This window comes from Pseudobutyrivibrio ruminis AD2017 (assembly GCF_000424305.1).
GTDB lineage: Bacteria > Bacillota > Clostridia > Lachnospirales > Lachnospiraceae > Pseudobutyrivibrio > Pseudobutyrivibrio ruminis_B.
Window position 1 is genome coordinate 65,115 of sequence record NZ_AUJQ01000009.1, and the last position, 12,690, is coordinate 77,804.

The 12,690-nt window shown below is 38.9% G+C and carries 12 protein-coding genes; all 12 read left to right on the forward strand.

The features are described from left to right. The first annotated feature begins 16 nt into the window (after nt 1–16). The 12 genes from G611_RS0107900 to G611_RS0107955 all read left to right on the forward strand — a co-directional run bounded on the left by G611_RS0107900 (nt 17) and on the right by G611_RS0107955 (nt 12,682). The gene (locus G611_RS0107900) at nt 17–466 is read left to right on the forward strand and encodes a single-stranded DNA-binding protein (protein ID WP_028243160.1); all 450 of its coding nucleotides are present in this window, start codon (nt 17–19) and stop codon (nt 464–466) included. Between the two features lie 46 nt (nt 467–512). Next, nucleotides 513–767, forward strand: a complete 255-nt coding sequence (gene rpsR, locus G611_RS0107905; protein WP_028243161.1) for a 30S ribosomal protein S18 — start codon at nt 513–515, stop codon at nt 765–767. Between the two features lie 90 nt (nt 768–857). Continuing rightward, a complete protein-coding gene (locus tag G611_RS0107910; protein WP_036948675.1) occupies nt 858–1,415 on the forward strand; it encodes a prolyl-tRNA synthetase associated domain-containing protein in 558 nt (185 codons plus the stop codon). A gap of 7 nt (nt 1,416–1,422) precedes the next feature. Then, a complete protein-coding gene (gene sfsA / locus G611_RS0107915) occupies nt 1,423–2,073 on the forward strand; it encodes a DNA/RNA nuclease SfsA (RefSeq protein WP_028243163.1) in 651 nt (216 codons plus the stop codon). A gap of 63 nt (nt 2,074–2,136) precedes the next feature. Then, nucleotides 2,137–2,574 (forward strand): GatB/YqeY domain-containing protein, encoded by a 438-nt coding sequence (locus tag G611_RS0107920; protein WP_028243164.1) that lies wholly within the window; start codon nt 2,137–2,139, stop codon nt 2,572–2,574. A gap of 90 nt (nt 2,575–2,664) precedes the next feature. Next, entirely contained in the window at nt 2,665–2,934 is a 270-nt protein-coding gene (locus G611_RS0107925) for a DUF1294 domain-containing protein (RefSeq protein ID WP_028243165.1), read from the forward strand. A gap of 79 nt (nt 2,935–3,013) precedes the next feature. Beyond that, nucleotides 3,014–3,925, forward strand: a complete 912-nt coding sequence (locus tag G611_RS0107930) for a DMT family transporter (protein ID WP_028243166.1) — start codon at nt 3,014–3,016, stop codon at nt 3,923–3,925. A 9-nt stretch (nt 3,926–3,934) separates the two neighbouring features. Beyond that, the gene (locus G611_RS14325; protein WP_036948677.1) at nt 3,935–6,394 is read left to right on the forward strand and encodes an adenosine deaminase; all 2,460 of its coding nucleotides are present in this window, start codon (nt 3,935–3,937) and stop codon (nt 6,392–6,394) included. 223 nt (nt 6,395–6,617) lie between these two features. Next, nucleotides 6,618–10,043 (forward strand): hypothetical protein, encoded by a 3,426-nt coding sequence (locus tag G611_RS0107940; protein WP_028243167.1) that lies wholly within the window; start codon nt 6,618–6,620, stop codon nt 10,041–10,043. A gap of 75 nt (nt 10,044–10,118) precedes the next feature. Continuing rightward, complete coding sequence (locus tag G611_RS15730; RefSeq protein ID WP_155942270.1) at nt 10,119–10,289, forward strand: hypothetical protein; 171 nt, start codon at nt 10,119–10,121, stop codon at nt 10,287–10,289. A 101-nt stretch (nt 10,290–10,390) separates the two neighbouring features. Further along, nucleotides 10,391–11,209, forward strand: coding sequence for a LarC family nickel insertion protein (locus G611_RS14330; protein ID WP_036948680.1), 819 nt, complete (start codon nt 10,391–10,393; stop codon nt 11,207–11,209). Nucleotides 11,210–11,293: 84 nt separating this feature from the next. Next, nucleotides 11,294–12,682 carry a sensor domain-containing diguanylate cyclase gene (locus tag G611_RS0107955; RefSeq protein WP_028243168.1) on the forward strand — a complete coding sequence of 463 codons (1,389 nt, stop codon included), beginning with the start codon at nt 11,294–11,296 and terminating at the stop codon, nt 12,680–12,682. Nucleotides 12,683–12,690: the final 8 nt, after the last annotated feature.

Sequence of the window (12,690 nt, forward strand, 5' to 3'; positions counted from 1 at the left end):
GACAAGGAGATTAATTATGAATAAAGTTATTCTTATGGGACGTCTCACAAGAGACCCTGAGGTTCGTTACGGTGGAGCAAACAATAGCGCTGTTGCAAGATTTTCACTTGCTGTAGATCGTAGATTCAAGCGTGATGGAGATGAGCAGACAGCTGATTTTATTAACTGTGTTGCATTTGGCAAGACAGCTGAGTTCCTTGAAAAGTATGCTCGCAAGGGCACAAAGTTCGTAGTTGAAGGTCGTATTCAGACAGGTAGCTACACTAACAAGGAAGGTCAGAAGGTTTACACTACTGATGTAGTTTGCGAGAATGTCGAGTTCGCAGAGAGCAAGAATTCTCAGAGTAATGGTGGTGCAGTAAACGGCGGCTTTGACGGTGGCAGCAACTTCACACCAAGCTCTGATGCAGGCGACGGATTTATGAACATCCCTGATGGAATTGACGAGGAATTACCGTTCAACTAAGTCAAGGCAACGAAAGCCTTGGCTAACATCTATAGGAGGTTAAATCATGGCTTTTAATAAGACAAGCGATGGTCAGCAGAGAAGAAGACCAATGCATAGAAGAAAGAAAGTCTGTGTTTTCTGTGGTAAAGATAACGTTATCGACTACAAGGATACAGCAAAGCTTAAGAAGTACATTTCTGAGCGTGGAAAGATTCTTCCACGTCGTATCACAGGCACATGTGCTAAGCACCAGAGAGCTCTTACAGTAGCTATCAAGCGTGCTCGTCACGTTGCACTTATGCCATACGTACAGGATTAATAAGTTTTCAAGGACCAAGTTCATTTGAACTTGGTCTTTTTTTATTTAATTATGTTATAGTATTAGCTATAAATAATTAGGGAGGCAACAATGTCAATAAACACAGAGTTACAGGATGGGCGCCCTGCAGATACTGAGGGCCGATTAGATAGAGAAATACGTGTATATGATTATTTAGATAATCTTGGGATAAATTACAAGCGCGTGGACCATGATGCTGCGGATACTATGGAGGCTTGCGCGGAGGTTGATAAGATTCTTGGTACACTTATGTGCAAGAATTTGTTTCTTTGCAACAGGCAAAAGACTAACTTTTATTTGCTGCTTATGCCGGGTGATAAGAAGTTTAAAACTAAGGAATTATCAAAACAAATAAATTCTGCAAGACTTTCATTCGCAGAGGCTGAGGATATGGTAAAGTATTTGGATATTGAGCCAGGTTCAGTTAGTGTAATGGGACTTATGAATGATAAGGACCATGTAGTGCAGCTTTTGATAGATGAGGATGTGAAAAATAGCGAATATATCGGCTGCCATCCATGCGTAAATACTTCTAGCTTAAAGATAACAACTAAGGATATTTTCGAGGTATTTCTTCCAGCGGTAGGCTATGAACCAAGAATAGTTACATTAGTTGGAGAGGATTAAGCGTCCTATGAGATATAGCAATATTGTAGAAGCCAAATTCATATCAAGGCCTAATCGCTTTATAGCGCAGGTGGAAATTGATGGGCATGCAGTAACTGTGCACGTTAAAAATACTGGTCGTTGCAAGGAACTACTTTTACCAGGAAGGACTGTATACCTTGAAAAAGCAACAAATCCAGACCGAAAGACACCTTATGACCTGATAGCAGTAGACACGCCAATAGGAATAATCAATATAGATTCTCAGGCGCCAAATGCAGTGGTGAAGGAGTGGCTTGAAAAGCAGGATTATGATTATATCGACCCAGAGCATAAATACGGGGAATCCCGAATAGATTTCTTCATGAAAAAGGGTGAAGAAGAGTATTTGCTGGAGGTAAAGGGCTGCACCCTGATAAAGGATGGGGTAGGCTATTTCCCAGATGCTCCAACTGAGCGAGGCGTGAAGCACTTAAGAGAGCTGGCAAAGGCTACAAAATTAGGGTATAAGGCCATGATAGCTTTTGTAATTCAGGTTGATGGGGTTACAGAAGTTCGCCCTAATATAGAGACTCATCCTGAATTCGGCATAGCCCTTAATGAGGCAAGGGACGCAGGGGTAGAAGTGCTATTCTTGCAGTGTCATGTAGAAAAAGATTTATTAGAAATTATAAATTAGATGCAGTACACATAGAATGTGGTAAAATATTTTCAAAATGATTATGGAAAGAAGGGTATTATAATGCAATTTGAAACATTACAAAAAGATATGGTTGCAGCAATGAAGGCTAGAGACAAGGCTAGAAAGGATGCTATTTCATCACTTGTATCGGATGTTAAGAAGGCCGCAATTGATGCTGGAACACGCGATAACATCGCTGATGAATTGGTAGATCAGGTTATCCTTAAATCGCTTAAGACAGCTAAGGAGCAGCTTGATACATGCCCAGCTGATAGAACAGACCTTAAAGAGGAGTATCAGTTCAGATATGATGTAATTAAGGAGTACGCTCCTGCAATGATGTCTGATGATGAAATCAGAGCATTCTTAAATGAGAATTTTGCAGAGGTAATTGCAACAAAGAATAAGGGTGCAATCATGAAAGAGGTTATGCCTGCACTTAAGGGCAAGGCTGATGGTAAGGCTATCAACATGATTGTTGCTGAATTATGTAAATAAAGCGCGCAAAATAATAGAAATTGTGTAAAAGACATGAATGTAAAGGGCGTCAGGTGGATAACTTGGCGTCTTTTTGTTAAAGGGTGGATAATGGATAGATTTCTTTTAATATATTTGATAATAGCTAATATAGTAGGCTTCTTAATAATGGGCGAGGACAAAAGAAGAGCTATTAAAGGAATGTGGCGAATACCCGAGAAAACTTTATTCTTATGCAGCCTTGTGGGCGGAAGCATAGGAACATGGGCAGGAATGTACACGTTTCATCACAAGACAAAGCATTGGTATTTTGTGATTGGAATGCCAGCTATTTTAATTTTGCATTTGGTGATTGCATGCAGAATGTGGATGATTGGATAGGCAAAATGAGACGGAATTTTTGAATGTGGCATTGCTTCTTGCCTATAAAAAGAGTAATAGATTTAGAAAGTAAGTAATAATGAAAGCAAAAAGAGATTATATTGGAATAATGTTAACTATACTGGGAGCCTCATGCTGGGGGCTTTCAGGTTCTGTAGGACAGTATTTGTTTGATGTTCAGCAGATGGATAGCCAGTGGTTGGTGCCAATAAGATTAGGTTTATCAGGCTTAGTACTGATGGTGTACTGCCTGGTTAAATATAAAAAAGAGGTCCTTAAACCTTGGGTGACACCAGGTAGGGCAAAGTACATGTTAGTTTACGGATTTTTAGGTGTAAGCTGCTGTCAGTTTTTGTACTTCCTAACGATTGAATTATCAAATGCAGCTATAGGCACAATCCTACAGGATTTAGCACCAATATTTATATTATTAGTCACATGTATTCACGGTAAAAGATTTCCAAAGGCAGGAGAAATCTGCTCCATCGTTCTTGCAATCCTAGGCGTATTTTTCCTTACAACACATGGAAATATGGAAAACATTTCGGTGCCAACATCGGCCTTGCTTGCAGGTATAGCCAGTGCAGTTGGAGTAATGATATACAACGTGCTTGCCCCAAGGGTAACTGGTGACATGCCAGTAGTAATCGCTCAGGCCTGGTCCTTTTTAATGGGCGGGTTGGCAGGATTTTTGATATTTAGAGTTTGGCAGATTCACTACGTCCCAAATATATATGGCATTCTTGGAATTATATTCGTAGTATTGGTAGGAAATATCGGCGCCTTCACCTTATACATAAGTGGTGTCAAAAGAATCGGCCCACAAAAAGCTATCCTTTACAGCTTTGCAGAGCCTATAACAGCTGCTATAATAGCAACAACTATATTGGGCAGCAAGTTCACAGCATACGATGCGCTGGGCTTCGGATTGATATTTTTAATGCTATGCAGTATAACATTTGTAAATAGCAATAGTAAAAACGCCAGTTAAGGAGATGAAATGACATATTTAACCTGTTTCTTTTTAGATAACGAAAAAGACATCATCGTAAACCTATACAAGGATTTGGATAGGCTATTTTATGTGCTGAAAACACCAAATCACAGTACAGGTAATCTGATACGTAATATTGCTAAAACATGCCAACTGCCATTATCTGAAGATGAGAATGGTATGCTGATTATAAATGGCGAAGTGCCTTGTTTTATAGATGGAAATAATCAGGAAAGCTATATATTTAAGCTTGGCGATACTGAAATTGCCAGCATTTACCCAGACGGAAGCGTTGATGTAAAGGCTACCATTCCAGCTATTGCAAAGACACTGATGAGCCAGACTAAGAATTTTAAGCTAGAGCCAGAAAAGACTATATTCAAAACCTTTATCAGAAAGGATTTGAAGTTTAAGGCAGACTTACACACTCACATGAATGGTAATCTTACTGGAGATATCTTAATAGCCTTAGGTATAGCTCACCAGATAAGATATCCATTGTATTATGTTAAAAAACTGGAGCTTGAGCTTACAAAGGAACAGTGGGAAGTAGTTAACGCCCAAAGAGAAAAGGTAGCCCGCCAGTTTGTATCTTCTGACCTGAAGGGAAAGTACCTGGACAGAAGAATCAACGACAATACCTTTATAAATTTCGCTGATTTAATCTTAAACAATCTGGATAATGCAGAGCTTAATATCGTTAAAATAAGAAATTCCCTGGCAGTAATCAAGGACGGTCAGGCTGTATTCACTAATCTTGAAAAGGTTTACCTGTATAGATACGTATTCTGTAAGGGTAAGGAAAGTGAAGAAAAGATAGATTTAACAAAGGTTGATTTTATCCCTGATGAGGATGTTAGAAATGCAGTAAAACAGATGCTTAGAGATAAGGAAAACCCAGCATACTGCAATAACACCATCTTCCAGGATAAGCTGCTTTGGATTGCCAGAAGCTATAAGAAGCAGGGTGTATCTTACGCAGAAATCAGTGATACCACCCTTGTAAAGAAATACGAATCTATCGAAATGCTAAGACAGGTTCATGAGGTAATGCCTCATATCTATAAAGAAACAGGGGTTATGATTAGATTTTTGGCAGCAATGCGTCGAATCCCTCTTACTATTGTAAAGGATGCGGTTACACCAGCTAACTATTTGGAGCAGAACCTTGAGGTACTGAAGGCAACAGCCTTAGACCCATACGTTGCAGGCTGTGACTTCGTTGGTGAGGAAATCAACGATATTATCACCTTAAAGCCTGCTTTCAAGGAGATTGTAAAGATTGCAAAGGCTGACCCTACATTTGTAATACGAGTTCACGCTGGCGAAAACGACAGCCAAAAGGATAACATTGCTCATTCAATTGCATGTGTTAAGGAATCATTAGAGCCAGGTCAGAAGATGCCTAAAATGCGTCTTGGACATGGTCTATATACCTACAGCCCTACATCGAAAAAGGGAAAGGAAGCCCTTAAGGAGCTGAAGGATAACAACATTGTATTGGAATTCCAGATTACCAGTAATGTGCGCCTTAACAACCTAAATACCCTTGAAAATCATCCATTGAAGCAGTACTTAAAGCAGGGAATTCGATGCGTTCAGGGTACAGATGGAGCCGCACTTTACGGTACAAGCTCAATAGATGAGCAGCTTTCTTTGGCGAAGATGCTTGGTCTTACAGATGATGAGTTAAGACAGATGCGCGATGCCGAAGCAAATATCATAAAAGAAAGCCAAATAGCATATTCTACTAAGAAGGCAGCTTTCACAAAGCTGTTAGCTGGCAGGGATATGGAAGAAGTGCTGCTTGAGAAGATGGAAGCAGTAAAAATATCAAATCATGTGGGTTCAAAGAAGGCTAAGCTTAACGCCAACACTGAATTGAAGGACCAGATAGAGGAGATTACCTGGGATAGACTTCCAGTTGTACTTCTTGGAGGAAGCTTTAACACAGAAAGCAGAACCACAAAAATCAGTGCAAATGCAACAAAGCAGTTAGATGAGCTGATGGAATATTTAAATCCAGAGGAAGTATGCTTTGTAGTAGGACATAAGCTTTCTGGTTATGAAAAATATATACTAGATAACAATAAGAAGGGATTTAGAGTATATTCCTTTGTACCATCCCTGATAACTAAAAAGGAAGCAGAACGAATAAAAGCAGCTGATGTAAAGGTTAGAGTTTCCATAGAATCTGAGGGAATGGGACTGTACAAGAGTATTAACTACGAGATTTTTGAGCGTCGCCCATCTATGGTGGTGGCTTTTGATGGAAACAGCGCAGCTGCCAACCTGATTCAGGAAGCCAAAAATGGTAAGGGACGCTCGGCTATATTCGTATGGGCTCATTCAAAGAACCTGATGCAAAAGGCTAATTCATTGCATGGATATGTATTTTCTTTTGATAGCGATAATCCTATAAATAAGGTTATCGATTCAATGAAAAACACAATTGAAAATCAATAAGCTTTGAAAAGGCTTGCTACTTGATTTGGTAGCAAGTCTTTTTTTGTTACCAAAATGTAATATAAAATAGTTATATTAAATACTTTTTGCCAGAAAATAGCAATTTTTGCCAAAAAGTTGAATGGCTATAAAGTTGAATGCTATTATCTACGAAACAAAAGATGTAATTAATAGAAAATGGTTAATATCTTAGGTACGGGGAAATTCGAAAGGAGTATTTACAATGATGAGAAAGAAAGTTATTACTACTTTAGCATTAGGTTTAGGCGCTGGAATGGTAATGCAGCCAATGGCTGTTGCAGCTCAGGAAGTAAATATTACAAATCAGGAAGAAAAGAATGAAGAAAATCAGGTTGGATTAAATAATAGCATTTCAGATACAGTTAATGAGGCTGGTGAAGCAGTAGAAGCAATTGAAAAGGCAAAAGTATCTGCTGAAAGCGCAAAGGAAGTTGTAGAGGGGCTTGAGAAAGCAGCATCAGCTGAAGCAGAAGTAGCTAAGAATGCATCAGAAGAAGCAGCAAAGGATGCATCATCAGCAACAGAAGCAGCAGATACTGTTGAAACACTTGCTGAAGCTACATATACATCAGAGGCGGAAGCACAGGCAGCAAAGGATGAAGCTAAGAAAGCTCTTGATGCGGCTACAAAGGCAGCAGAAGATGCAGAACTTCAGGCAACTAAGGCAAATAAGGCATATGAAGCAGCAGAAATGGATAAGGATGTTGCAGATGAAAAGGTAAAGGATGCTCAGAAGAAGTACGATGAAGCAGTTACAGCAGTAGAAAAGGCAGAAAAAGAGCTAGTGGCTATAGTTGAAAAGTACAGTATTGGCGAAGCAGATGAGCAAGGAAATCCAGTATATAATGGTGATGTTGCCAACGCTGTAGAAGCAGCAACAAAGGCAGTAGAGGCAGCTAAGGCAGCTTTAGTAAGTGCTCAGGAAAATTTAAAGACAGCAGAAGAAGAGCAGCAGATTGCAAAAGACCAGGAAACAAAGGCTAAGGATGCAGCCTGTAAAGCAGAGCAGGCAGTAGAAGCAGCTCAGGAAGATGTAAAAGAGAAGGAAAAGAACGTAGAGAATGCAGCTGCAAATATAGATAAACTTGAACAGGACAAGGTTGCTAAGGAGCAGCAGATTGAGAATCTTCAGGACGAGATAGATAAGCAGCAGGGTATTATTGAAAACGCTGTAAAGACTATCGAAGCTGAGCAGGATATCATTGAAAAGGCAGAAAATGACAAAAAGATAGCAGAAGCTAACAAGAAGGCAGCAGAAATAGAAAGAGATGCTGCAATTAATGAGATAACAAATGCTAAGAATGATTTAGAAAAAGTAAAAGATAATTATGGCGAAGATTCTGAAGAATATAAGGCTATCTTAGACAAAATCAATGAGCTTGAAGGAAAGATTACAGAATTAGAGAATAAGATGTCAGAAGCTGACGGTAAGATTGTAGAGGCAAATGATGCTAAAAGTGCCGCAGTAGAAGCTAAGAATCAGGCTGAATTGGCTAAGACATCAGCAGAAGCTGATGCAGCTTATAAGAGTGCAAAATTAGCAGATATGCAGGCCGAAGAGGGTGAGGCTAAGCGCTTAAGCGATGAGGCTAATGCAAAGATTAAAGACTTACAGGATAAGATTGACGTGGCTCAGAAGAAAACAGAAGCTGCAAACCAGAAGCTTGAGGATGCAAAGGAAAAATTAGTAGAAGCTCAGAGCGAGTATGCAGCTTTTGAAGACATTGAAGATACAATGGAAAATGTTGAGAGAGAGGAGAAGAAGAGCAGATCTCTTAGTGTAAATACAAAAATAGTTGAAGAATTAATTAAATACTACATTTATACAACAAATAAGGATTTAACTGCTGATGAAATCAGCTTTTTGGTTGATACAAGTAACATAAACTGGAAAAAGAATAGCATTACAGCATACAACAATAAAACTGGTGAAGCTCTTGGATTTTTTAACTTTGAAACATTAGACAAGTATGGAAACCATATCATGTTTTTTTATGGAGAGACAGCAGATATCTCAATCATTAGCAAGCCAACTGCAACATCAGCAGATGTAAATAATGTTCTTTTTACAGAAAAGGATTTTATTAATGGAAATACAGAGTATCAGCTGGCTACTCAGGCAGCTCGTGATGCAGTATCAGCTGCAGAAAAAGCAGCATTTGATGCAAATGCTAAGCAGAAGGAAGAACAGCAGGCTCTTAACGAATATATCAACCAGAACAAGCAGGCATATGAGAACGCAAAGCAGGCAGCTAAGGATTACGAAGCTGCAAAGGAAAAGACAAATCAGGCTGAAAAGATTCTTGAAGCAGCAAATGCAGAAGTAACAAGACTTGAGAATGAAATTTTAAAGCAGCAAGGAATTATCGATAATGCAGATTCTACAATCAGTGCACAAAATAGCATCATTAATAATGCTAGTGATGATAAGAAAACAGCTGAGAACACATTAAATGATCTTAATGTGGCTAAGAAGGCAGCTGAGGATGCAGTTGGTAAGGCTCAGAAGGATTTTGATGAAGTTGTTGAAAAGCATGGAGAGAATTCTGAGGAAGCAAAGCAGATTAGAGAAAAGCTTGAAAGCTTTAAGAAAGAAATCGAAGGTTTAAATAATAAGATAGAGGCTGCAAGCGGCAAGCTTGAAAAGGCAAAAGAGGCTAAGGAGGCAGCAGAAGTTGCTAAGAATAAGGCCATAGAAGACAAAACAAAGGCAGAATCTGAATTAGAAGCTATAAAGGGCGATTTAGCAGATGCTATAGATGCTAAGGATAAAGCAGACAAAGCTCTAACAAAGGCAATTGAATCATTAGATAAGGCTAAAGTTGACAAGAAGGTAGCAGATGAAAAGCTTAATGAAGCAACTGGGGAAGTATTAAATGATACATCAAAGGTTGACGCATTAAATAAGGCTGTGATGGCAGCACAGGATAAGCTTAAAGCAGTAGAAGCTGCATACAACAAAGTTATTGCAGCTGCACAGACAATCCAGAAGCTTCAGTCTGAAAGTGGTTACACATCAGCAGCTCTTATCGATGCAAAGGCAGAGTTTGAGAAGGTTGTTAAGGATTATGAGGCCGCAAAGGAAGCGGCAGAAGCTGCTAATAAGAGCGTTGAAATCGCAAAGGCAGCTGTAGAACGCGCAACACAGGCAACAGACAACAAAGGATTCAACATTGTTAGACCAAATCCAACTTCTAGCCCAGCTGGTGGAACAACATATACTACAAGAACAACAACTATAGTAGCAACAGCAGAGCCTGTAGTAATCGTTGATGAAGAAGTTCCAGCAGTAGGTAACATTGCTACAACACTTTCAGCGCCATCAGAAAGAAAGGTTATTAAGACTACACCAATCAATCCAGAGGACGATTCTGATGTAACAATTATCGACGAGGAAACACCACTTGCAGGTGAGAAAATCGAAGATGATACAGATAAGGACAGTAAGGAAAATATAAGAATCGTAGATGAAGAAACAGCTAAGGGACTTACAGTAGATGACGAGCACAGATTTACAAAGCCATGGTGGTTATTGTTATTAATCATCATTGCTGTAATTGGAGGCACAACAACAATTATCGCGAAGAAGATGAATGCCGAAGAGGTTAAGGAAGACAAGAATAATTAACCAAAAAGCCCTTATTAATACATCGAATCTTCAAAAAGATTTGGTACACTGTCTCCACAGTAAGCGAGGTGGGGTATGGATTTTAATTTTGAAGATGAGAGCAAACCTTATTCATCTGATGATGCTTTTGAAGATTTGGAAAAGATAAGGAATATTCTTCATGAAGCTCAGAAGAATATTAATAAGGATAAGCTGAAATCAACTCCTATCGATTTGAGTATACAAATTAATATTGATGATAAATAAAAGGCTGAGAAATCAGCCTTTTATTTTGTTAGTATATTGTCCAAAATGGATATTTTAGATATATTTAAAGCATGAAATTATAAAAATAGGAGAATATGAAGATGGGGAAAACACTTTATTTAGAATGCAATTCAGGAATTAGTGGAGACATGACAGTAGGGGCATTAATAGACCTTGGAGCTGATAAAGAGGTTTTAAATAAAGTGCTTTCAACTGTTAATGTAGAAGGTTTTGAAATTAAATATAGCAGAGTAAAGCGTGCTGGACTTGATTGTCAGGATTTTGATGTAGTGCTTGATAAGGAACATGATGGACATGACCACGATATGGAATATCTTTACGGGCACACTCATGAGCATGAAGAGCACCATGAACATCATCACGAGCACCATCACGACAATCATCATGAACACAGGGGATTAAAGGAAATCACAGAAATAATTGACAGTGCAGCCATGACAGATAACGCTAGAAGTATCGCAAAACATATCTTTGAAATCCTAGCAGATGCAGAATCTAAGGCACACGGCGTGCCAGTTAATGAGGTTCATTTCCATGAGGTTGGTGCAGTAGATTCCATAGTGGATGTTATTTCAATAGCTGTATGTATAGATAATCTAGATGTAGATAAAGTAATCGTTCCAAAGCTGTATGAAGGCCATGGCACAGTTAGATGCCAGCATGGAATACTTCCAGTGCCTGTTCCAGCGGTAACAAATATAGTGGCAGACCACAAAATCAGCCTGGAAATAATAGATGTTAAGGGAGAGCTTGTGACGCCAACAGGTGCAGCTACAGTTGCAGCAATTAGAACAGATGAGACATTGCCAAAGGAGTTCAAAATTAAAAAGGTTGGCATGGGAAGTGGCAAAAGAGACTATGGTTTAGCAGGCTTTGTTAGAGCCATGATTATAGAATGAGAGAGGCCCAAAAGCCTTGTAATTTTGGGGTTTAAATAATATATTATATTTAGGGGAGATGTATGAAACGGGAGGTTATTAGAGTTGGCAGACAAAAAAATTGGGTCAATTAAAGAAGAGTTAAATGATTTTTCTGCAGGAGATATCTTGCATATGCTTAAGGAATTACCTGATGCATGTTGCCTTTTTAAGGTAATAACAGATCCTTTTGGAACAGTGCAGGATATGCAGTTTTTGTTTGTAAATGAGAAATACTCGTCGCTGGTAGGAAAGCCATCAGCTGAGCTGATTGGAGCAACATATTACAGTACAGTAAGCAACAGGGATGAGGACTGGATTAGACTTACATATCAGGCTGCTTTTATGCGTCAGTCTGTTATAAATAGAACATTTAATACACAGTTTAATAAATGGTTTGAATTTTGGGCTGTTCCCGTGTATAGAAAGGGATTTTGCGCCTTCATCATCCATGATGTTACCGCAGAAAAGCGTAAAGAAGAGACACGAGAAATTGTTACTAATTCAAACAATATAATCATAGAATGTGCCAAAGTGCTTTCTACATACGATTTCAAAAAAGGAATCAGAGCCGTGTTAAAGAGCTTAGGTTCTGTCTTAAAGGCTGATAGAGTATACTTGGTGGAATCAAAAAGAGGGGAACCTGGTGATTTCTATGAATGGATGGATAGACAAAGCGGAAGAGGTCTTCCTGGCAAAAAGGAATTCGAGAAATACGACATCTTTACAATATGGAGCAAGCAGCTTCAGGAAAATAAGGTGGCTATAGTAGAGGATTCTGTAGCGGTTCGTGCTATTAGCGAGGAGATATACGAGGATGTTTTGGCAGGAAACATCAGTCGCTATGCTGTTGCAGCCTTAAATGATAAGAAGGATGTTATTGGATATCTCATAGTAGATAATTACGTTCCAAATTTGGATGTTAATCTTAGAGAGGTTATGGAATCTGTTTCAATCTTCATATCTGAAGAGCTGAGAAACTATAATCTTGCCCATGAAATGATGTACATGAGTACCCATGATGTTCTCACAGATTTGGGTAATAGACAGGCGTTTAGTTCTACTCTCAAGATGATAGAGGGAATGAATGTGTCTGTTGGGATATGTTACGTAGATATAAATGGTCTAAAGGAAGTTAATGATACAAAGGGGCATGACGCCGGAGACGAATTAATAAAAGAGGTGGCAAACTCAGTATCTTCCGTATATAAAAAGAAATATTGCTACAGAATCGGTGGAGATGAATTTATAGCAATGATTCCACAGATAGACGCTGAATATTTTAGCGAGCTAACAGATAAATTAAGGAAAAAGGGAAAGAAAATACCTATGGCAATAGGTGCTATTTGGCAGGATAATGCGGAAAACATTGAGGCAATGATTATTTCCGCAGATCAGCTGATGTACAGCGATAAGGCGATGTATTATCAGGATAGCAAGGACCGTAGGCACTAGAGAAATTT